The following is a 21839-nucleotide window of genomic DNA, read 5'->3' as shown; positions in this document are numbered from 1 at the left end:
GTATTATTGTTACATTTTTGTTAAAATATAATTCATTGATATTTTTGGAGGATAAAATGGAAACAACATCTGTAACAATAAGTATGTTTGAAACCTTAGGGCTAGCTGTTATCGCCATTTATTTCGGTGATTGGTTGCGTCATATATTCCCCATATTAAGAAAATATTGTTTACCAGCTTCTGTTGTAGGAGGAACGATATTTTCTATTATTTCCTTACTGCTTTATTCAACTCATATCGTTGAATTAAAATTTGATTACCAAACCATTAACCAATTTTTCTATTGTCTTTTCTTTGCGGCTTGTGGTAGTGCTGCCAATGTGTCTTTACTGAAAAAAGGAGGTAAGTTAATTATTATATTTGCTGTATTAGCCGCCTTATTAGCTATTATGCAAAACATCATTTCTCTTGGTATTGGTGATATGATGAATGTTAATCCACTCATTTCTTTAATGACTGGTAGTATCCCAATGACTGGAGGTCACGGTAATGCAGCCTCATTTGCACCATTGGCAGAGGAAGCCGGAGCAATAGGAGCAATGGAAGTGGCTATTGCGTCCGCCACATTTGGTTTAATTGTAGGTTGCGTATTGGGCGGACCTTTTGGTAACTTTATTATTAAACGTCATAAATTAGATACTTCCAGTATAAAACAAACCCTAAATGAAAATCTACCTACCCAAGCCAAACGACTTTATCTAAATAAATCGGAAGTGATCAATGCCGTATTTCTGCTTTGTATTGCTTTAGGTTTAGGGCAGGTGATTAATTCTATTTTAAAACATTATGACGTGAATTTTCCTATCCACGTCAGCTGTATGTTCGGTGGTATTATTGTCCGCTTATTATGCGATATCAGCACTAAAGATCATCAAACTTTATATGAAGCAATGGATACCGTAGGTGAATTTGCTTTAGGTTTATTTGTGTCAATGTCAATTATCACTATGAAACTATGGCATTTATCCAATTTAGGTTTAGCCTTATTATGCTTACTTTCAGCTCAAGTCGTATTAGTATTGATCTTCTGTTATTTCTTGACGTTTAAATTATTAGGCAAAAATTATGATGCCGCAGTAATGGCTGTTGGGCATACGGGTTTTAGTTTAGGGGCGGTTCCAGTGGCAATGACAACGATGCAAAGTGTATGTAAAAAATACCGTTATTCGTCTCTCGCCTTTTTTGTGGTGCCAGTGATCGGAGGATTTATTAGTAATATCACCAATGCAGTGATTATTACACAATTCTTATCTATAGCAAAACATATGTTAGGAATTAGCTAGAACAATAAATAGAAATGGCGATCAAAAATAAAATGATTTTTTGACCGCCATTTTTGTTACTTCTGCAACGCCCCCAAAATCCCACGAGTAATCTGCTTGGTAATTTGAGAACGAATACTTCGCCCAACCGATTTACTTAAACCACTGACAATTTCTTCTGTCACGGTTAATTTTTCGCCGCGTTTTTTAGTACCAAAAATCATTCGACTCAACGAACCCAATACACCCTCGCTTTCTTGTTGTTCCGCTTGTTGGGCTTGTTGTTGTGCCACTTGATTTAAATTAGCTTGTTCTGCTAACATCTCAAAGGCAGAATGGTTATCTACATAATTGTTATAATAAGCAAACAAATCATCATCTTTAACCCACGCTTGACGTTGCTCTTGCGTTAATGGTGTAAGCTGGCTTTTTGGTGGATAAATGGTCGCAATTTCCACTGGTGTTGGCATCCCTTTTTCATCTAGGAATGAAACTAACGCCTCGCCTACGCCTAAGGTAGTAATAGCTTCCACCACATTTACCTTTTTATTCGTTCTGAACGTTTCGGCTGCAGTTTTCACCGCTTTTTGATCTCTTGGCGTAAAGGCTCGCAACGCATGTTGGACACGATTACCCAGTTGACCTAACACGGTGTCTGGCAAATCTAATGGATTTTGCGTGACAAAATAAATGCCGACGCCTTTAGAACGAATTAAACGGACTACTTGCTCCACTTTTTCAATTAAGACACTTGGGGCACCATCAAATAACAAATGAGCTTCATCAAAGAACATCACAAATTTTGGTTTATCTGGATCACCCACTTCAGGTAATTGCTCAAATAATTCAGCCATTAACCACAACAAAAAGGCACTGTACATACGAGATGAATTAATTAATTTTTCTGAATTCAAAATATTAATTACGCCACGTCCATCACGAGTTTGTAACCAGTCTTCCAAATTTAATGCAGGCTCACCAAATAATTTTTCCGCCCCCTCATTTTCAAGGGTCAATAAGGAACGCTGAATTGCCCCCACACTGGCAGCGGAAATATTGCCATATTGTAATTGAAATTCCTTAGCGTTATCGGCGAGATATTTCAACATCGCACGCAGATCTTTCAAATCAATAAGCAACAACCCTTTATCGTCTGCCACACGGAATAGAATATTTAATAAGCCTTCTTGAGTTGGATTGAGATTTAATAAACGAGAAAGCAATAATGGACCCATTTCCGAGATTGTGGTACGTAATGGAATCCCTGTTTCACCGAATACATCCCAAAAAGAAACTGGATAACTGTTTAAATAGTTTTCACCACCTAAGCTAAATTGTTCAATACGTTCCGCAATTTTGCCTTGCATGATACCTTTCACCGTCATACCTGAAAGATCGCCTTTTACATCGACCAAAAATACAGGTACGCCGTTATCACTAAATTCTTCCGCTAATTTACGCAAAGTGACGGTTTTCCCTGTCCCCGTTGCCCCAGCGATTAAGCCATGACGGTTTGCCATTTTGGCATTGATCCCGAAACTGTGTCCCTCACTATTGCGTGCGATTGCAAATATATTCATGACATATCCTTTATGTTGTAAATTTTGAGCATAATAAGAGAAAAATGACTGTTAGTCAAAAAATGAAATTTTGTGATCTTGATTCCAAAATCCAGCAAAAAATCTCGACTCTTTTCCTTTCGACTTATAACCTAAAATTTCCGAAAAACCAACCGCACTTTTATCATTCTCATGCAAAATATCGAACTCTTATTACGTCTAATGCAAGTACCTAATCTTGGTGCAAATGCAATTCAAGAAATTTTAACTCAAATCACACCACAAACCCTGTTAGATTACGATGAAACCGCTTTTCATCACATTGGTTGGCAAGCAAAACAAATTCAACGTTGGTTTCAACCAGAGCAAAAATATATTGAACCAGCACTAGAATGGCAACAAACTGATACAAATCATCATATTGTGGCTTACTATCAAGCAGAATATCCGCAATTATTAAAGCAAATTAATTCCGTTCCGCCCTTGTTGTTTGTAAAAGGCAATGTGGAAAATCTAAATCTGGCTCAACTGGCGATTGTAGGTAGTCGGGATTGCTCTAATTACGGTGAATATTGGGCTAAATATTTTGCCACAGAATTGATTCGATCAGGATTTATTGTTACCAGTGGATTAGCGATTGGAATTGACGGTTTCGCACACAAAGCAGTAGTTGAAATGCAAAGCAAAACGATTGCTGTATTAGGCAGTGGATTACAACAAATTTATCCCAGTCGGCATAAAGGATTAGCGGAACAAATTCTAGTGAATAATGGCACGTTGGTATCAGAATTTTTACCCAACCAACCGCCTGTTGCCACTAATTTCCCAAGACGAAACCGCATTATTAGTGGCATGTCGCAAGGCGTGTTGGTGGTTGAAGCGAATCAAAAAAGCGGATCATTGATTACCGCCCGTTATGCCCTAGAGCAAAATCGAGATGTATTTGCCTTACCTGGTAATTTGCATAATCAATATAGCCAAGGCTGCCATCATCTGATTAAACAAGGGGCAAATTTAGTGGAATCGGTGCAGGATATTATTGAAAATCTCGCTCCTTATTCGTTACCCATGAATGGCTTTGCTCCCAACACGACTAGTCAAAATACAGAGTTACCTTTTAATGTTATTGAGCCAACATATCCTGATTTATATGCTTTAATCGGCTATAACCCCATTAGTATTGATGAACTGGCGGAACAGTCCAAAATTTCAGTTGATGTCCTGTTAGGGCAATTATTGACGCTAGAATTAGAAGAACTCATTGAATGTGAAAGGGGGCTATATAAACGACGATTATAAGAACCATCTAGCGTAGGGCTAGAAACAGCAAACCCCACGCTGTCTAGAGTGGGGCTTACAAAAAGGAACTGGATTATGATAATTAAGTTGTTAATCCTTGTTATCTTATTAGCTATGGCTCTACCCGCCTACTAATAATTTAACTAAAGTCCTAGTGGTAGTAGCAGCTACCGCTAGGCAGTTCCTAAATACTAATCAATTTTTACGCTAAATGCAACATCTTATTTTCGACTTATGGCGATAATCTTTCTATCACCCAATGCTCTTTTTCCAACCGATAACGAATACGATCATGTAGGCGGCTCGGGCGACCTTGCCAAAATTCGATCATCTCAGGAATCACGATATAACCACCCCAATGCGGTGGACGTGGCACATTTAATGGGTGTTTAGCTGCTATCTGTGCCGCCTTGGCTAATAACACATTTTTGCTAGAAATCACCGCACTTTGCTCACTCGCCCATGCCCCTACTCGACTGGTATAAGGACGTGATGCAAAATATTCATCGGATTGTACAGCGGGTAATTTTTCCACTCGACCTTCAATTCTGACTTGTCGCTCTAATTCACCCCAAAAGAAATTTAAAGCCGTAAACGGTGTATGTTGCAACGCTCGACCCTTTTGACTGTGATAATTAGTAAAGAAAACAAACCCTTGCTCATTCACTTCTTTTAACAACACCACTCGGCTAGTTGGCTTACCTTGTTCATTCACCGTTGCCACATTCATCGCGGTTGGCTCACATACTTTAGCGGTTATCGCTTCATTTAACCAATGTTCAAATTGTTTTAATGGATCGGCAAGGCATTGTTTACGAGATAACGCCTGTTTACTGTAATCTTCTCGAATATTGTGTAAATCCATCTCTTTATTCCTAATTTAATTTAATCTAAACTATTCATTGCATTAATCAACCTAATTTCGTCAAACTGATGTACATCTTCAGCTAAAATAGGTATTTCTTGCAGTCTGCCTTGTTGTAACAAAAACTCTCGTTGCGTACCCTTTAATAATGGCGTATTAGGTGTAAACCAATCTTTTCCCTGACGAAACACTAAATTGCCGATACTACAATCGGTAACATGACCTTTTTTAATAATCATAATTTCATCAGCCTGACCTTTTTGCTTAACTAATTGATTGAGCAGGGAACGATCCTGATATTTCAATGAATAATCTATATCGTCACAAATCACAGGTTGAAAATAACGATAGATTTTGCGTTGATAAGGGAAAAATTGCACAGCATAATGTTGATGATTATAAGCAATACGACAACGAATTAAAGGGCTATCAAGTGCGGTGTAAAATTGACTATTTTCTGCAATAATTTGCCAAAGATCGTGAATTTTAACCGTAGTTTCCCTATAAAATAGCGATAATGATTTCTCATAACGCTGTTGATGTAAAGCGATATTTCTAACCATACCCTGTTCAAGACAAATGGTTTCAAATAACGGAAATATCATGATGCTTTCCTTAATGGAATATAAACTTTTTGCAATAATTCAGCATATTCTTGCTCTAATTGGCTTTGTCTTGTGATGCCACCACCGCTGCGGAAAAGCATTTTCTCACCACACTGTTCAATAAATCGAATAGCCACTGCACTGTCTATGTTTTCACCGTCAAAAATGCCAAAGATGCCTGTATAATAACCCCGTTCTTGCTTTTCTGCTTGTTGGATAATTTCCACCGTTTTTTCTTTAGGCGCTCCACTAATTGAGCCAGCGGGCAAAAGTTTGGCTAAAATAGTCCCGACATTTTCTTGCCAATTTTCCGAGAGTTCGCCGACAATTTCCGAGCTTGTCTGTAAAATCGCCCCTTTTTCGGTTTCAATGTGATCCACATAACGAAAACGGCGAACTTCAATATTTTCCGCCACTGTGGCTAAATCATTTCGCATTAAATCAACAATGGTGTAATGCTCTGATTGCTCTTTCTGAGATGCCATTAATTGTTGTTCTGCATTAGGTAACGTAGCGTCAATAGTGCCTTTCATGGGATAAGTAACAATTTGATTTTGTTGTGTTCTGACAAAACATTCTGGCGAAAAACAAACAAAATGATTTTGATAATAAAGTTTGTACTTTGCTTGAGCTTGCTCGAAAACCTCTAATAAAGAAAAATTAGTTTTTATTTCAGTGGGATAAGTAAGATTTAACAAATAGGAATTCCCCTTTTGCAAGGCTTGTTGAACGATTTCAAAACCCCATTGATATTCACTTTTTGACATGGCAAGTGCGGTTAAATTTAAGGCTTTTTTTGACCGCACTTTTTCCGTTGGATAATTCGTTTTGCCTTGTAAATCAAAAAACAGCCCTTGTTTTTCCATTTTCTCAAGGGACAAAATCAGCGGTTTTTTCTGTTCGAAATCAACCAGAAAGAAAAATGGTTGACGTTGTTTGCCAAACTGATTGGCTTGTGCAATAAAAGCGTTAAACGGCATAAAAGAGTAAATAAATCAAACAAAATATGCTCAAGTTTAGCCTAATCATTTATAATGGCAAGCGTTTATTTTTCTACTCAAAAGACCATGACCAAACTTGCTATTATTAATAATCACGATTCTTTCACCTATAATTTAGTGGATTTAATCCGCCGTTTGCATGTGCAATTCGATGTGATAAATGTGGAAAATTTAAGCCTTGATAGGCTTGAAGATTACAGTCATATTCTGATTTCACCCGGTCCTGACGTACCAAAAAGCTACCCACAACTTGTTGCTATGCTAACACGTTTTTACCAACAAAAAACGATTTTAGGGGTGTGTTTAGGTCATCAGACAATTTGTGAATTTTTTGGGGCGACATTGTTTAATTTACCCAATGTTCGACATGGTCAAAAAAGCCATTTAAAAGTGCAATCAAATTCGGTTTTATTTCAAGGTTTACCCAACCATTTTGAGATTGGTTTATATCATTCTTGGGCAGTTTCAACAGAAAATTTCCCCTCGGAATTAGAGATTACCGCCACTTGCGATGATGAGATTATTATGGCATGCCAACATCGTACTTTGCCGATTTTTGGTGTACAGTTTCACCCAGAATCCTATATGTCGGAATATGGTCTGTGGATACTCAAAAATTTCTTAAATTTGGAATCCAGATCATACTTTTCAGAAAAAGATCAAAAAAACACTTGATACTGTTTTTAATAACAGATAATATATGCTCAAATTTACAGTTTAACAAACATCCAAAAGGGTCACACAATGGCTAAAGATAACAAAGCGAAAGCAAAACCAACCGCAAAAGAAAATAACTCACAAGAAGACAAAGCAAAAGCACTAGCAGCCGCTCTCGGTCAAATTGAAAAACAATTCGGCAAAGGGGCGATTATGAAGTTAGGCGATTCACAAACCCTTGATGTAGAATCTATTTCAACAGGTTCAATCGGTTTAGATGTAGCATTAGGTATTGGTGGTTTACCAATGGGACGTATTGTTGAAATCTTTGGTCCAGAATCATCAGGTAAAACTACATTAACCCTTTCCGTGATCGCACAAGCACAAAAAGCAGGCAAAGTCTGTGCCTTTATTGATGCAGAACACGCCTTAGACCCAATTTATGCAGCAAAATTAGGGGTTGATGTCAAAGAACTGTTTATTTCTCAACCAGATAATGGTGAACAAGCGCTAGAAATCTGTGACGCTTTAGTGCGTTCAGGGGCGATTGATGTGATTATTGTGGACTCTGTCGCTGCATTAACCCCAAAAGCTGAAATCGAAGGAGATATGGGCGATTCTCACGTTGGTTTGCAAGCTCGTTTAATGTCACAAGCGTTACGTAAATTAACCGGTCAAATTAAAAACTCTAACTGTTTAGTGGTGTTTATCAACCAAATTCGGATGAAAATCGGTGTGATGTTTGGTAACCCAGAAACCACCACTGGCGGTAACGCCCTAAAATTCTATTCATCTGTGCGTTTAGATATTCGCCGTATCGGTGCAGTGAAAGAGGGTGATAAGATTATTGGGAATGATACGCGAGTTAAGGTAGTGAAAAATAAACTTGCTGCGCCGTTCCGTCAAGCCGAATTCCAAATTCTTTATGGTGCGGGTATCTCAAAAAATGGTGAATTAATTGAACTTGGTGTTAAACAAAAATTAGTCAACAAATCTGGGGCTTGGTATGCTTACAATGGTGAAAAAATCGGGCAAGGTAAAGCGAATGCGATTAAATGGTTAGAAGCCAATCCAGAAGCAACCGCAGAATTAGAAGATAAAATCAAAAAGGCATTATTAGAAAATCCTGAACAAGCCTTGTTGCCAGCGGATGATAGTGATAAAGATCAAAGTGATGAAATCAATGACGAAGTCAATGATATAGATTTCTAGGTATTACACACAATATATCTCAAAGTGCGGTATTTTTAACTGCACTTTTTTCAACAATGTAGGGAATACTCCATGTCATCTCTCGCCCTAAATTATCTGATTAACCTACTGGCTCGCCGTGATTACAGCGAATATGAAATTCGTTGCAAAATGCAACAAAAAGCCTTTAGTGAAGAAGATATCGATCAGGCACTCGCACATTGTCAACAACGTAATTGGCAAAGTGATCAACGTTTTGCCGAAAATTACCTAAATTTTCGAGCCAATCGGGGTTATGGTGCAAATCGAATTAAACAAGAATTACGTCAAGTAAAAGGGGTGAGTTCGCAGATTATTCAAAACGTAATTGAGCAAAGCGAAATAAACTGGTCAGATATTGCATTAAGCGTTTTAAGCCGAAAATTTCCCCAATATCAAAATAAACTGAATTTGAAAACCAAACAAAAAATCTGGCGTTATATGCTTTCACATGGTTTTTATGCGGAAGAATTTGCAGACTATATCGGTTCTAGTAGCGACTATTAGCAAATAGCAAGATTGGCGGAAAGTAATGGGAGTTGAACCCACCCAGGACTGCTGGCAGCCCTAACAGGATTTGAAGTCCTGCCGCATCACCGGATACGCCTACTTTCCAACAAATTATCAGATTTGTGGCAAACTTTAACGTAATTCTTATTTTTATTCAAGCACTAGTTATTCAAGTCTAAACTGGATTTATTGTATAATAAGCTAATTCTTTGCAAAAACAGGACAGAAAATGACCGCACTTTTTCAACAATTACCATCCGTAGATAAATTACTCAAAACACCACAAGGTGAATTGCTAGTGGATCAATTTGGACATACGGCGGTTGTCAATATGATTCGTCAGCTTTTGCAACTGGCTCGAGAGCAGATCAAAGAAACACAGCAACTTCCCAATTATTTCAACGATGTTGACCATACAATTGCCGAAATTCGTTATCAATTAATTCAACAAAACCAAGTACAAATTAAATCAGTGCATAACCTAACAGGCACCGTGCTACACACGAATTTAGGGCGTGCATTATGGTCTGCAACCGCCCAACAGGCTGCTCTAAATGCTATGGCAGGTAATGTGGCATTGGAATATGACTTAGAGATAGGAAAACGTAGCCATCGAGATCATTATATTAGCGAATTACTTACTCAACTGACGGGAGCGGAAGCGGCTTGTGTCGTGAATAATAATGCAGCTGCAGTATTGTTAATGCTTGCCACCTTTGCACAAGGCAAAGAAGTGATTATTTCTCGTGGAGAACTGATTGAGATTGGCGGTGCATTTCGGATTCCTGATATTATGGCTCAAGCAGGATGTACACTGGTAGAAGTCGGCACCACTAATCGTACGCATTTAAAAGATTATCAAAACGCAATCAACGAGAATACTGCTTTTCTGATGAAAGTACATAACAGTAATTATCAAATTTGTGGTTTTACCCATTCAGTTGAAGAACATAAACTTACCGAATTAGGTAAGCAATTTAATATTCCTGTGATTAGCGATCTTGGCTCTGGAGCATTAATTGATTTAACCCAGTACGGCTTACCAAAAGAACCAACAGTACAGGAAAAATTGGCACAAGGCGTGGACTTAATTTCTTTTTCTGGGGACAAACTGCTCGGCGGTGTGCAAGCTGGTATTATTGTGGGTAAGAAATCTCTTATTGATCAATTACAAGCACACCCACTTAAACGCGTTTTACGTTGTGATAAAGTGATTCTAGCTGGCTTAGAAGCCACCTTACGCCTGTATCTACAACCTGAAAAATTAATCGAAACCTTGCCAACCTTACGCTTACTCACTCAATCCATAGCACAATTAAATGAAAAAGCGGAACGAGTGAAAGAACAATTATCGCAACATTTACCCGAATTTTCCCTGCAAATCGAAGCAAGTTATGCACAAATTGGTAGTGGTTCACAACCGTTAGCCAAAATTCCATCGGTTGCAGTCACCATAGCAAACCAAACTAACGGAAAATTAACCGCACTTTTACAACGGCTAAAACAACTACCAACGCCAATAATTGCCAGAATGGAACAAGATAAAATTTGGTTGGATATACGTTCATTAGCAAATGTCGATCACCTGTTAGAGAGTTTACAAGCCTTATGATTATTGTTACTTCTGGTCACGTTGACCATGGCAAAACCGCCTTGTTGCAGGCATTAACTGGCACAAATACCACTCATTTACCCGAAGAAAAAAAACGTGGAATGACCATTGATTTGGGTTATGCTTATTTGCCCCTAGGTGATAAAACACTTGGATTTATTGATGTTCCCGGTCACGAAAAATTTTTGCCGAATATGTTGGCTGGCTTGGGGGGAATTCATTATGCCATGCTGATTATTGCCATTGATGACGGGATTCAAGCTCAAACAGTGGAACATTTAGCCATTTTACGTCAGTTGCAACTCAATAAAATTCTGATCGTCTTAACCAAAGCTGATAAAGCGAGTTCAAGCCAGATCGATGCACTTAAACACACAATCAAAGCTAATTACCCCTCTTTAGCCGATAGCCCAATTTTCGTCACATCTGCGACTACCCAACAAGGCATCGCCGAATTACGTGATTTTTTAACTACACTGCCAAATTTAGCTGACTCCAATAAACCTTTCCGCTACGCTATCGACCGTATTTTTAGTGTAAAAGGGGCTGGTACAGTGGTCACTGGTACAGCATTTAGTGGTAAGGTAAACATTGATGATGAGCTGTTTTTATCTAACGGCGAAAGAGTCCGCGTGAAAAATATTCATGCCCAAAATCAACCGAGTAAACAAGGGTTGGCAGGACAACGGTTAGCATTAAATATTCATACTGATATTGAGCGTAGCTCAATTCAACGGGGGGACTGGTTATTTAATCAACCAGCACAATTTGCCACAGATCGCATTACCGTTCAGCTTAATCCAGAAATACCTTTAGCAGAAAACCAAGCGATACATCTTTATCATGCGACTAATCATACTGTTGGTAAATTATCTTTGCTCACAACAAAAACGTTACCACCACAAACACAAGCCTTAGCAGAAATTATCTTAGATAAACCGCTATTTTTGAGCTTTGCGGATAAATTAATTTTACGCAGTGGCGATAATAAGCAATTAATTGCTGGAGCAAAAGTCATCGAAATTAACTCGCCCAAACGCCATAAACGCAGTGAAGTGCGGTTAAAATTCTTACAGAATTTGCAACAAGCAGAAAATATCAATGACCGTATTGCACTATATTTACAACAAACCGCCGTTGAAGTGTCTTATTTGTTATGGATTGAACAGTTAAATGAAGCGGACTTAGCCACCATTTTGCAACAAAATCACGCTGTACGTTTTCAGCAATGGTGTTTTAATCAAGATTATCAAGCAGAAAAAAATCAGCAAATTTTGACCGCACTTTCCAATTATCATCAACAACATCCCGATCAAGTCGGCTTAGGCAAAGCTCGTCTGTACCGTATTGCCACGCTTAATCAGCCCGAAAAATTGATCTACCATTTTATAGATGAATTATTGGCTCAGGGAAAATTACAACAAACCCGTGGCTGGTTGCATCTGCCTGAACATAAAATTGAGTTTAATGCAGAAGAGCAAGCCTTGTGGAAATTGGTGCTAGGCGAATTTATGCAACAAAATGGTCAACCGTTGTGGGTGAGAGATATGGCAAATACCTTATCCATTGATGAAAACCAAATGCGAAATTTCTTATACAAAGCTGGCAAGTTAGGCTATTTAATCCCCATTGTAAAAGACCGTTTTTTCCTAACAGAAACCTTGTTCACCTATGCCAATATCATAAAAAAAATGATTGAAAAACAAGGGGACATTTCAGTCAATCAGTTACGAGATGAATTACAATTCGGACGAAAACTTACTGTCCAACTGATCGAATATTTTGACCGTTGTGGATTATTGAGACGTAAGGGAAATGTGCATATTTTACGAGATAGCGAGCTGTTTAATTAACAATATCTATCCTCTTTTTTAGTTTATTCATTGTTTGAAGGAGTAGCATTATGTATGCAGATAAAAAAGTTGAATTTACTGAAAAGCTTGCTTATCGCATTTTGCTAGATTGTGGTATATCTTGCTATATAAATAATCTAATCGATAAAACTGCTGTAGATATTCAAACCCAACAAGGTATCAAAATTGATGTTCAGTATTCACAAAATTTTGCTAAATATGGGGATTTTAGATTAGATATTATCTCTGCATTTTTTCCAAGAATTGAAAAAAATACATATATTAAGTATCAATATGATCCCACATTACATTTACACCAAAATTTTGAACAAAAATACCATTGTGAAGTAAAGAAAAAAGTAAAATCTATATTAATAACTATTTAGATGCCCTAATTATATTATTTTTCAATAGTAAATTAGATATTCTTCAATTCAATATGCCAGACCATGTTCTGATCGTTAAGAAATCTGATCTAGCCGAATTTATTCGCCATAATATTATTGATATTTTCAATAGTATAAAAATAAATAATAAACCCGATTTAGACGATAAACACGGCTCTGCTTTTATTCCCATCAAGGTTAACACCTTAATCGGTTATCTTGGTGCAAGATGCTTCTATAACACTTACTCATCATTGCAAGAACAACCAAATAAAGCGTTGATTAAATATTTACTTGAAAATTGACATCGTTATCTTTAAAGATTAATCGCTAATTCTTTTTATCCAACAACTTTAGGCAATAATCCAGCCTGAATTAAAAATGGAATAGAAACTATCACAATCCCTAAAACAGAAACAACCACTAATAACGCATTTCCACCACTTACTCGATAAGGCAAGTTGGGATGTTTTTGGCGCGCTTGCCAAGCTAATGCAGCAGGTAATACCACCGCATAAAAAGCAAACATTTGACCGGCATAACTCAGTGCTAAAATAAAGCCTTTAGGGTAAAATAATGCAAATAACATCGGTGGTAAGAATGTCAATACACCGAGTGTCATCCGTCCTGCTAAGCGATTAAATGTTCGTTTTAATAAATCGTTTATACAATCAAACAAACCTAAAGAGACCCCAAGGAAAGAGGTGATTAATGCCAATGCGGAGAATATTTTTACAGTGCTGCTAATGGCATGACTTCCGGTAATTTCACGAGTTGCGGTTACCAAACCATTTAAGGTTGGATCTTGTTGTAAAATATCCAAGAACAAAGATTGACTTAATACGCCATGAGTTGAAAGTTGCCATAAAATATAAATAACCAGCGTTATAAAAGATCCGCTAAGAATCGACATTCGTAACGCTTTAACGTTACCACCTAAATAAGCATTTAGACTTGGAATAGATCCATGAAAGCCAAAAGCAGTAAAAAATACCGGACTGGCAGAAATTAATAAAGCATTATCAATTGGCATTGCCATGAGATTATCCATACTAATTTTTGGAAACATCAAAATCAATACAAAAACTAACGCCGCCACCATAATATAAAAGAGTAAGCGGTTGATCACATCAACACTTTTGGTACCTATAATAATAAAAGCCCCAAAAAGTGCGGTGAAAATAACAATAGAAATTTTAGATGTGGTTTCTGCATCGCTTATTTGTGGAATGGTTGATGCAAGAATATTTCCCCCACCCGTCACATAAGCGGCTAATAAAGCATACAGAAAGATCATTAAAATGGTCGTTGAAATGATTCTACCAATCTTGCCAAAATATTGTGCAGCAAGCGTACCTATACCCGCATCATGCTCAGCAGTTTGATAAATTTCGACAAATAATAACGCACTATAAGTGAGCAAAAGCCATAAAATACCTAATAATACAAAGGTAAAGGTAAAACCTATACCGGCTGCCGTCAGTGGCATGGCTAACATTCCTGCACCAATCATTGTGCCAGAAACCAGTAAAGTACTTCCTAATGTTCTATTCATGGTATTTATCCTTTTTATATTTTGTTATGCGATTTTTAACATAACAAAAGGGCGTTGTAAACAACGCCCTCAATATAAAAATAAATTATAAAATAAATCGACTCAAATCTTCGTTATCTACCACATCATTTAATGCGGTAGAAACATAATTTTCATCAATCGTAATTTTTTCTCCTGAACGCTCACTTGCATCAAACGAAATACCATCCATTAAACGCTCTAATACAGTATGTAAACGTCTTGCGCCAATATTTTCAGTTTTTTCATTCACACGAAAAGCGGATTCAGCGATTTTGCTGATACCATCTTGAGTAAATTCAATTTCTACCCCTTCGGTTTTCATTAATTCACGATATTGAAGTGTTAATGATGCATTGGGTTCAGTGAGAATACGTTCAAAATCTTCTTTAGTAAGTGATCTTAATTCTACACGAATCGGCAAACGACCTTGTAATTCAGGAAGTAAATCCGATGGACGAGCCACTTGGAAGGCACCGGAACAAATAAATAAAATATGGTCAGTTTTTACCATACCATGTTTAGTATTAACTGTTGAACCCTCAATAATCGGTAACAAGTCACGCTGTACCCCTTCACGGGAGACATCACCGCCACTGTATTCCCCCTTTTTACAGATTTTATCAATTTCATCAATAAATACGATACCATGTTGCTCGACAGATTCTACAGCTTGCTGTTTTAAATCTTCTGGATTCACCAACTTGGCTGCTTCTTCATCAATCATTACTTTTAACGCATCTTTGATTTTCATTTTGCGTTTTTTGGTTTTACTTGGTGACATGCCTTCAAATATGGATTGCAGTTGCGATGTCATTTCTTCCATACCCGGTGGCGTCATGATTTCTACGCTAACCGGATGAGATACATCAATTTCAATCTCGCGCTGATCTAATTGCCCTTCACGCAATTTTTTGCGGAATACTTGGCGAGTAGCTTCATTATTGCTTTCTTCTGCATTGCCCCACTGATCTTTAGCTGGCGGTAATAACACATCTAAAATTCGCTCTTCAGCCGCATCTTTGGCTTTCATTCGATTTTTTTCCACCGCTTGTTGACGTACCAATTTCATGGAAACATCAGTTAAATCACGGATAATCGAATCCACTTCCTTTCCCACATAACCTACTTCAGTAAATTTAGTGGCTTCTACTTTAATAAATGGGGCGTTGGCAAGTTTTGCTAAGCGACGAGCAATTTCAGTTTTCCCCACACCAGTCGGTCCAATCATCAAAATATTTTTAGGCGTCACTTCTTGACGTAGTTCTTCGGATAACTGCATCCGTCTCCAGCGGTTACGTAAGGCAATCGCCACAGCGCGTTTAGCATCACTTTGTCCAATAATATGTGCATCTAATTCTGAAACAATTTCTCTGGGTGTCATAGACATAAATTTTATTCCTTATAATTCTTCAATAATGTGATTATGATTAGTATAAATATCAATATCACCAGCAATGATTAAGGCCTGTTTAACAATCTCCGCTGCGGTCAAATTACTATTCGTACGAAGTAATGCTAATGCTGCGGATTTTGCATAATTACCACCCGATCCAATCGCCAACACATCAAATTCAGGCTCAATCACATCGCCACTACCTGACACCAATAAAAAATCACTTTCATTGGCTACAATCATCATCGCTTCCAAACGGCGTAAAGCACGTTCTGTTCGCCATTCTTTAGCCAATTCCACCGCACTTTTTACCAAATGCCCTTGATGTAATTCTAATTTCTTCTCAAATAAATCCCGTAAAATAAACGCATCTGCCGTTGAACCGGCAAAACCAGTAACCACCTTATCTTTATACAAACGGCGAACCTTACGCACCGTGCCTTTTTCGACACAATTTCCAAGTGTTGCTTGACCATCACCACCAATAGCGACTTTACCGTCTTTACGTACACATACTATCGTTGTCATTTTTAATCCTTTTTATCAAAATTTAAACAGTAAATGGGGGCTGGATAGTTAATTTCAAGGTAAATTCTCATAAAAACGCGCATTTTCCCTACTTGGAAAATGCACTATACGTCATTAGATGATAAATATAAGTCATTTTTGTGATAAAACTAACCCTAACCCAATCAACCCAATTCCACACAAATGATACAAATGAAAAGACTCGCCCAATAATGATACCGACAATAATACGCCGAACACGGGCATTAAATGAATGGATAACCCTGAAATCACAGGACCGACTTTTTGAATCGCCACGTTATACAAAATATAAGCAATCACCGACGGAAATACACCCACATAAGCCAACCCCAACAAAGTTGAACTATTCCATATAATAGTTTGGGAGCCTTGTAATTGTTCCCATAAAAATAATGGAAAAAGGGAAATTAACGCGATAATAATTTGTACACCCATTAATCCCTTGCGATCAATATTAGCGGGAATATCTTTCATTAACAGGGTATAAATCGCCCAACAGATCATCGCCATAAACACGATAATATCACCGGGATTAAAAGATAACGCCACAAAATTCGCCCATTGCCCTTGTAACACAATAACCAACACGCCGAAAAGTGAAATAGACAATCCGATAGCTTGTATAAGCTTAATTTTTTGATGATAAAACAAGACACCAATCAGCATGATTAACACTGGAATACAAGAATTTAATAAAATCGCATTGGTTGTGGTGGTACTATGTAAACCTTTATAGACAAGTGTATTAAATGCCGCCACCCCAAAAATAGACACCGTGATAATCCTGCCCCAATGTTGGCGATATTGCTGCCAATCACGTTTCATTGTTGCTAACACAAAAGGTAACAATACAAGCAACGCGATAATCCAACGCCCAAAAGAGAGCGTATAAGGCGGAATATCTGCTCGCACCGCTCGACCCACGGCAAAATTGCCCGCCCAAAAGAGTGGGGGGAGCAGTAAAAAAGGTAATAACGGTAAAGACTGTTTGATATTGGAAAATGGGTACCGCATAAATAGTCCTATTGTAGATTTTAGGTTATTTTACACAAAAGTGCGGTGAAATTTTAGCAAATATATTAAATTGCAAATTATCAATAAAAATTAACCGCACTTTATACTCTTTCTCAAAGTGCGGTTATGTCTATTTAACCAAAAATGTTAGTTAAATGTCTTTTATAATCTGCAATAAACTTCTCTACATTCGGATTTTTCATCACATCATTACAAATAAAAGTAGGTAAGGGTAGCATGGCCAAAAATTGATTGGCTTTATGAAAATGAAAATAGACAGTATCTACCCCTTTACCTTCAAAAAAATCATTTGGACGAGTAAAGGCTTCAATTGGTGCATTCCATGTTAAAGAAAGCATATATTTTTTACCATGTAACAAGCCTCCCGTACCATAACCTTCGGTCGGATTCACGCGGTGTCTGCCGTCGCTGGCATTAAGTTTGCCATAACCCGCGGTGAACACTTCATCAATATATTTTTTCACGGTCCACGGCTCACCCATCCACCAACCGGGCATCTGCCAAATCACCACATCCGCCCATAAAAATTTAGCGACTTCTTTTTCTGTATCATAGCCGTTATCAATGATAGTTTCATCAATTTTATGTCCGAGCTGTTGCAAGGTTTCAACTGCAATGTGATGCAAGGTATGATTTAATTCACCTTGACTATGTGCAAAGGCTTTTCCGCCGTCTAAAAGTAAAATATTCATGGTTTAATCTCCTAATAATTCAATATAAAATATTATAAGTAAGCAGAATTGAATTATACAATTTATCTTACCTATTGAAGTTATTCCTTTTTTCTTGCAATATTTTGCTGACATTATTTTTTTTCATTGTGTACAATTGAGCAAATTTATGTTTTATTTCAAAAAGGAATGATTATGACGACTTTATCAATTCAATCTGATATTAGCCTTACACAAGCTAATCATTTAATTGCACAAGGTATCCAGATTGCTACTCAACAAGGCTTAAATTTATCGATTGCTGTGGTGGATCGATCTGGGCATTTGCTTGCTTTTGCGCGTATGGATAACGCATCCTTAGTGACCATTGATGTGGCTATCGGCAAAGCGCGTACCGCCGCTTATTTAAAAGCCCCGTCAAAATTATTTGAAGATTTTGTGAATAATGGTGCACCTGCCATGCTGGCGACACCTAATATTTTACCATTACAGGGCGGAATACCTTTGTTAATAGAAAATAAAATTATTGGAGCAGTTGGCGTGAGTGGGGCGAGTGGTGATGTGGATAACCATACTGCAGAAACTCTGGCTAACTTATTTCAAACTGAACAATAAACAATATTTTAGAAAAAATAACCGCACTTTTGCATTTCACAAAAGTGCGGTATTTTTTTAGCGAGTTTTAATGATGACTTGCTCCGCTCACACGTGGTGCATTTTCATCAAATTCTGGTAATGGTTTGTGTTCACTTGCAAGGTATGAATAGATTACAGGTAACACGAACAAAGTAAATAATGTACCGATAGCAAGACCTGCTACGATTACCACCCCCATACTGAAACGCATTACTGCACCTGCACCGCTTGCGTAGAGTAGCGGAACCAGACCTGCGATCATCGCTGCGGTTGTCATTAAGATTGGGCGTAAACGTTGGCGAGCCGCAAGTTTAATCGCATCAATTCTGCTAGCGCCACGATGTAATTGTTCTTCCATTGCCACTTCACACATTAAGATACCGTGTTTGGTAATCAGACCAACTAAAGTAATCAGACCAACTTCTGAGTAAATATTTAAGGTTACTCCTTCGACACCAAATAATGAAAGAACATTTAAGGTTAATAACGCACCACTTAATGCTAAAGGTACCGATACAAGAATCACCGTAGGATCACGCCAGCTCTCAAATTGGATAGCTAATACTAAGAAAATAATTGCCACCGCAAGAGCGAACGTAATAACTAATGAATTACCTTCTTGTTCTAACTGACGGGCTTCACTTTTGAAGTCATAACGATAACCTGCCGGTAAATCTTTAGCCGCTTCTTTTAACCAAGCAACCGCATCCCCTGTTGTTGACGTTGGCGACGGAACTAATTGAAAGGTTGCCGCATTTAACTGGCTGAAATGGTTCAATGACATTGGCTGCGGTTCAAGCGTCATAGTTACCAAGCTACTTAACGGTACACTTTCCCCATTCGATGCACTGACATAGTATTTATCCATTGATTCGGGTGATAAACGATTATCACGTTTAACTTGGGAAATCATTTTATAACCACGACCTTCAATATCCACACGGGTGATAGTTGCTTCTGCTAAATAGTAACCTAGGGTAGCAGAAATATCCGCCATAGTGATACCATAAGTACCGGCTTTCTCTTTATCTACCGCGAATGTCGCCTGAGCGGTTTCATATTTTAAGTCCGTATCCGCATATACAAATTTACCTGAAGCACGAATTTTCGCAAGGAAACGCTCAGCCTCTTCAGCAAGCTGCTTATTGTCAGCGGGTGACATTAATACGAAGCCAACACTTGCCCCTTGCTCACCGGTATTAATTTCCGGGAAAGCAAAGTTTGAAATAGAAATTTCAGGAATAGCTGCTGCCTTTTGGTTTAATTCATTCATAATAGCAGGCTGTTTACGGCTACGTTCTTTCCAATCTTTCAAGGTAGAAATAATAATCGCTTGGTTCGTGGTCGGTACACCAGAGATAATCAATGAAAATTTTGATTCTGGTAACGCCTGTAAAATTGCGTCATACTCAGCCACTGCCCCTTGCATATAATCTAAGTTTACGTGAGACGGAGCAGATGCCACCCCTAAGAAACCGCCTTTATCTTCCGCTGGCGTTAATTCGCTTGAAAGTGAATTTAACAATACAGGGATTGTAGCAAAAATAATGACAGCGAATAATAGCACTGATCTACGCGAAGCCATTATTACATTTAACCAACGTCCATAACTTTCAGTCACTTTATTTAGGGTATTATTCACTCTCTCTTCAAACTTACTGTGAGAATGACGCAATAACGCCCCTGACATCATTGGTGAAAGCGTTAATGCTACGATACCAGAAATAAATACCGAACCTGCAAGGGTCAGGGCGAACTCTTTAAATAATGAACCTGTAATACCGTCCATTAATGCCATTGGAGAATATACCGCCACCAAGGCAATGGTCATTGAAATTACCGGGGTAGCAATTTCACGGGTACCAATAATCGCCGCACGGAATGGGGTTTCCCCTTCTTTAATATGACGATCCACGTTTTCCAATACCACGATAGCATCATCTACCACTAAACCGATAGCTAAAATCATAGCTAACAAAGTCATCAGGTTAATAGAGTATCCTAAGCCTTGTAGGATGAATAATACCCCAATGATTGAAATTGGAATAGTAATAATTGGAATAATAATCGCTCGGAATGACCCCAAAAACAGAAGAATGACCACTAATACAATCACCATGGCTTCCACGATAGTATGGATTACATCGTGGATTGAGCTATTAATCGCTGTGGTGGTATCATAAAGAATATTGGTTTGAATACTATCAGGGATCTCCGCTTTAATCTGGTCATATACTGGATAAATGGCATTGGCTACATCTAATGGGTTGGCATCAGAAGTGGTTTCTACCGCTAATACTACCGCATCTTTACCATTCGCACTGGTACGGCTGTCATCGGCTTCCGAGTTTAATTCAACGGTTGCAATATCACGTAAACGTACAAGGTTATCACCATCTGACGAAACAATGAGATTACTGAGCTCTTCTACTGTCGTCGTGGTGGTTTCCACTTTGTTTTTATAAATATTGAAATACCCTTTTGAACTACCTGCTGCGGTTTGAATATTGTTGTTGGCTAAAGCATTAGCAACCTGACCTGCTGATAGTTTTTGGGCGGCCATTTTTTCTGGGTCTAACCAAATACGCATTGCGTATTCGCCCGCACCGTAAATTTCAAGTTTGGCAATCCCCTGAACAGTGAAAAGTTGTGGTTTAACAATACGTTGTAAATAGTCGGTAACTTGGCTCGCATCTAAACGTTCAGATGAGAAACTCAAATACATTAACGCCGTACCACCCGTTGAAGATGTTAAAGTCGGGTCTTCAATATCCGTTGGTAATTCGGAACGTACAGAATTTATTTTCCCCAGCACATCCGCAAGCGCCGCACTTGGGTCAGTGTTGAGTTTCATTTTAACCGTAATCGTTGATGAACTTTGTGCACTTTGAGATGATAAATAGTCGATGTTATCGGCCTGAGCTATGGCTTCTTCCAGTTTAGATGTAATCAATGCTTGCACCAAGCTCGCATCCGCCCCCGGATAATTGGTTTGCACCGTCAAAACCGTAGTAGTCATCTTCGGATATTCACGCACTGCTAATTTTGAAATAGCCTGCAGACCGAGAATCACGATCAGCAAACTAATCGAAATTGCCAACACAGGACGTTTAATAAAAATATCGGTGAATTTCATTAAC

General features: G+C 38.1%; 20 protein-coding genes and 1 tRNA gene. 10 read left to right on the top strand and 11 right to left on the bottom strand.

The genetic code is table 11. The features are described 5' to 3' along the window. Positions 1-56 precede the first annotated feature (56 nt). Positions 57-1283, top strand: a complete 1227-nt coding sequence (locus E0709_RS00395; protein ID WP_132299443.1) for a sodium/glutamate symporter — start codon at positions 57-59, stop codon at positions 1281-1283. Between the two features lie 56 nt (positions 1284-1339). On the opposite strand, the gene E0709_RS00390 is transcribed toward E0709_RS00395, so the two are convergent. Beyond that, complete coding sequence (locus tag E0709_RS00390; RefSeq protein ID WP_132299441.1) at positions 1340-2842, bottom strand: helicase HerA-like C-terminal domain-containing protein; 1503 nt, start codon at positions 2840-2842, stop codon at positions 1340-1342. A gap of 171 nt (positions 2843-3013) precedes the next feature. Here E0709_RS00390 and dprA point away from each other — a divergent pair, with 171 nt between their 5' ends. Next, the gene (gene dprA / locus E0709_RS00385; RefSeq protein WP_132299440.1) at positions 3014-4120 is read left to right on the top strand and encodes a DNA-processing protein DprA; all 1107 of its coding nucleotides are present in this window, start codon (positions 3014-3016) and stop codon (positions 4118-4120) included. Between the two features lie 232 nt (positions 4121-4352). Here dprA and pdxH read toward each other — a convergent pair whose 3' ends face one another. From pdxH to E0709_RS00370, 3 genes are read right to left on the bottom strand one after another with little or no spacing between them, the layout of a single operon-like run. Then, a complete protein-coding gene (gene pdxH / locus E0709_RS00380; protein WP_132299439.1) occupies positions 4353-4985 on the bottom strand; it encodes a pyridoxamine 5'-phosphate oxidase in 633 nt (210 codons plus the stop codon). 20 nt (positions 4986-5005) lie between these two features. Next, positions 5006-5590 (bottom strand): aminotransferase class IV family protein, encoded by a 585-nt coding sequence (locus E0709_RS00375; RefSeq protein ID WP_165867188.1) that lies wholly within the window; start codon positions 5588-5590, stop codon positions 5006-5008. Next, on the bottom strand, positions 5587-6570 hold the full coding sequence (locus tag E0709_RS00370) for an aminodeoxychorismate synthase component I (RefSeq protein ID WP_132299438.1): 984 nt from the start codon (positions 6568-6570) through the stop codon (positions 5587-5589). The genes E0709_RS00375 and E0709_RS00370 overlap by 4 nt, the downstream gene beginning before the upstream one ends. A gap of 54 nt (positions 6571-6624) precedes the next feature. Here E0709_RS00370 and E0709_RS00365 point away from each other — a divergent pair, with 54 nt between their 5' ends. The 3 genes from E0709_RS00365 to recX all read left to right on the top strand — a co-directional run bounded on the left by E0709_RS00365 (position 6625) and on the right by recX (position 8985). Beyond that, a complete protein-coding gene (locus E0709_RS00365; protein WP_228777414.1) occupies positions 6625-7266 on the top strand; it encodes an anthranilate synthase component II in 642 nt (213 codons plus the stop codon). A 69-nt stretch (positions 7267-7335) separates the two neighbouring features. Next, on the top strand, positions 7336-8460 hold the full coding sequence (gene recA, locus E0709_RS00360; RefSeq protein ID WP_132299437.1) for a recombinase RecA: 1125 nt from the start codon (positions 7336-7338) through the stop codon (positions 8458-8460). 72 nt (positions 8461-8532) lie between these two features. Then, complete coding sequence (gene recX / locus E0709_RS00355; RefSeq protein ID WP_132299436.1) at positions 8533-8985, top strand: recombination regulator RecX; 453 nt, start codon at positions 8533-8535, stop codon at positions 8983-8985. 13 nt (positions 8986-8998) lie between these two features. Here the strand turns inward: recX and E0709_RS00350 are convergent. Further along, positions 8999-9093: transfer RNA gene (locus E0709_RS00350), tRNA-Sec, on the bottom strand. 124 nt (positions 9094-9217) lie between these two features. Here E0709_RS00350 and selA point away from each other — a divergent pair. From selA to E0709_RS00330, 4 genes are read left to right on the top strand one after another with little or no spacing between them, the layout of a single operon-like run. After that, positions 9218-10600 (top strand): L-seryl-tRNA(Sec) selenium transferase, encoded by a 1383-nt coding sequence (gene selA, locus E0709_RS00345; protein ID WP_132299435.1) that lies wholly within the window; start codon positions 9218-9220, stop codon positions 10598-10600. After that, entirely contained in the window at positions 10597-12453 is a 1857-nt protein-coding gene (gene selB, locus E0709_RS00340; RefSeq protein ID WP_132299434.1) for a selenocysteine-specific translation elongation factor, read from the top strand. Before selA ends, selB begins: the two co-directional genes overlap by 4 nt. 50 nt (positions 12454-12503) lie before the next feature. Then, positions 12504-12839 (top strand): hypothetical protein, encoded by a 336-nt coding sequence (locus E0709_RS00335; protein ID WP_132299433.1) that lies wholly within the window; start codon positions 12504-12506, stop codon positions 12837-12839. 53 nt (positions 12840-12892) lie between these two features. Next, positions 12893-13144, top strand: coding sequence for a hypothetical protein (locus E0709_RS00330; RefSeq protein WP_132299432.1), 252 nt, complete (start codon positions 12893-12895; stop codon positions 13142-13144). Positions 13145-13179: 35 nt separating this feature from the next. Here the strand turns inward: E0709_RS00330 and E0709_RS00325 are convergent, their stop codons facing one another. The 5 genes from E0709_RS00325 to E0709_RS00305 all read right to left on the bottom strand — a co-directional run bounded on the left by E0709_RS00325 (position 13180) and on the right by E0709_RS00305 (position 18084). After that, positions 13180-14394, bottom strand: coding sequence for an aromatic amino acid transporter (locus tag E0709_RS00325; RefSeq protein WP_132299430.1), 1215 nt, complete (start codon positions 14392-14394; stop codon positions 13180-13182). Positions 14395-14479: 85 nt separating this feature from the next. After that, positions 14480-15802: an ATP-dependent protease ATPase subunit HslU gene (hslU, locus tag E0709_RS00320; RefSeq protein ID WP_132299428.1), complete on the bottom strand. Its 1323-nt coding sequence runs from the start codon at positions 15800-15802 to the stop codon at positions 14480-14482. Positions 15803-15814: 12 nt separating this feature from the next. Continuing rightward, the gene (gene hslV, locus E0709_RS00315) at positions 15815-16336 is read right to left on the bottom strand and encodes an ATP-dependent protease subunit HslV (protein ID WP_132299426.1); all 522 of its coding nucleotides are present in this window, start codon (positions 16334-16336) and stop codon (positions 15815-15817) included. Positions 16337-16468: 132 nt separating this feature from the next. Then, entirely contained in the window at positions 16469-17371 is a 903-nt protein-coding gene (locus tag E0709_RS00310) for a DMT family transporter (RefSeq protein ID WP_132299424.1), read from the bottom strand. 134 nt (positions 17372-17505) lie between these two features. Further along, on the bottom strand, positions 17506-18084 hold the full coding sequence (locus E0709_RS00305) for an NAD(P)H-dependent oxidoreductase (RefSeq protein WP_132299422.1): 579 nt from the start codon (positions 18082-18084) through the stop codon (positions 17506-17508). A gap of 174 nt (positions 18085-18258) precedes the next feature. On the opposite strand from E0709_RS00305, the gene E0709_RS00300 reads away from it, so the two are divergent. Further along, a complete protein-coding gene (locus tag E0709_RS00300) occupies positions 18259-18678 on the top strand; it encodes a GlcG/HbpS family heme-binding protein (protein ID WP_207905199.1) in 420 nt (139 codons plus the stop codon). Between the two features lie 67 nt (positions 18679-18745). On the opposite strand, the gene E0709_RS00295 is transcribed toward E0709_RS00300, so the two are convergent. Further along, positions 18746-21835 (bottom strand): efflux RND transporter permease subunit, encoded by a 3090-nt coding sequence (locus E0709_RS00295; protein ID WP_132299418.1) that lies wholly within the window; start codon positions 21833-21835, stop codon positions 18746-18748. Between the last annotated feature and the right edge of the window lie 4 nt (positions 21836-21839).

Origin of the sequence: Lonepinella koalarum (genome assembly GCF_004565475.1) — a bacterium.
Taxonomy (GTDB): Bacteria; Pseudomonadota; Gammaproteobacteria; order Enterobacterales; family Pasteurellaceae; genus Lonepinella; species Lonepinella koalarum.
Note: the sequence above shows the minus strand (reverse complement) of the source record. Positions and strands in the feature narration are given on the sequence as shown.